Raw genomic sequence first — 1,306 nt, forward strand, 5'->3', positions numbered from 1 at the left:
TGTTATAAGATGCATCAGTACAAGTTATTAAATTTATTATCGGATTTATGTCAGTTACAGTCATATATCTAGTAAGCAAATGATCATCTGTATAATAAGTAATCAATTTCTTCTCTTCAGAAAGAAATGAACATAATAACATGTTTTCAATACGCTCTTGTTCGTCTTGGGTTAATGTAGGGCGCTCCACTTTTTTCTGCTGTTTAACAATCTTACCAATACCGATGAATTTCTTCGGTATCGAAGCGAATGGAGTCCGCTTAACCATTCCTATTCTTTTTGGCTTCTTATAAAATCAAACCAATTTAACTAAGCATGATTTATATATAATAGGAGAAATTACTGTGGAGTCCCTTTGTAGGTAAGTGTGTTGTTGCCGGTTCTGTTGATGCAGGATTAGGATTTATAATTGATGTGGAGATAAGGGTTCTGGTGCAAAAACTTAAGGACAATTGCAATGAATCTATAAATCTTGGACATACTGTTACTATTACTTTAGAAAGGGTGCGTGATTGGTATGGAAAATGTATTCAAATGGAGGAATTATCAGCCTGATATTATTTTGTTAACGGTAAGATGGTACCTACGGTACAACCTCAGTTTTCGTGATTTGGTGGAAATGCTAGAAGAACGGGGTTTATCCATTTCTCATACAACGATTATACGTTGGGTACACCAGTATGGTCCTGAATTGGACAAACGAATCCGACGTCACCTCAAACAAACAAATGACTCTTGGAGAGTCGATGAAACATATATCAAAATAAAAGGTCAATGGATGTACCTGTATCGTGCTGTTGATTCGAAAGGAAACACAATTGATTTTTGCCTAAGCAAAACAAGAGACCAGAAGACTGCAAAGCGCTTTTTCAAGAAAGCTTTGCGGTCTTTTCATGTTTCGCAGCCTCGTGTTATGACAGTCGATAAGAATCCAGCTTATTCTATAGCAATTGAACAGTTGAAAAAAGAGAAAAGCATACCTGATGGTATGCAACTTAGACAACAAAAATACTTGTTCTATGCTAGGGTTCAAATGTTTTGACACAGCTACATCCATTCTTTCTGGAGTAGAAGCTATGCATATGATTAAAAAAGAACAGATTGATTTACGGGACCAGTCTGTTCAAAACCAGAAAAAATTCATCCATCAATTGTTTGGACTGGTAGCATAAGATACGATTCCGTTAGGAATATATGCGCTTTATTCTCTTTTATTTTATTTTTGCACCAGACCCCCCTAAGGTGCCTTCCTCCGACTTGAACCATCTTAATTTTAATAATATGTATTGGACTCCCATCCAAATAT

The 1,306-nt window shown here is 35.9% G+C and carries 1 protein-coding gene and 1 pseudogene; one reads left to right on the forward strand and one right to left on the reverse strand.

The genetic code is table 11. The annotated features are described in order from the left end of the window. Positions 1-268 (reverse strand): YolD-like family protein (locus tag V7038_RS17635; protein WP_335471142.1); only part of this gene is annotated, 268 nt, incomplete at its 3' end. A 243-nt stretch (positions 269-511) separates the two neighbouring features. Here V7038_RS17635 and V7038_RS17640 point away from each other — a divergent pair. Beyond that, a pseudogene (locus tag V7038_RS17640) lies at positions 512-1,172 on the forward strand (IS6 family transposase). Positions 1,173-1,306: the final 134 nt, after the last annotated feature.

Origin of the sequence: Bacillus sp. JJ783 (genome assembly GCF_036963225.1) — a bacterium.
Lineage (GTDB): Bacteria > Bacillota > Bacilli > Bacillales > Bacillaceae_G > Bacillus_A > Bacillus_A cereus_U.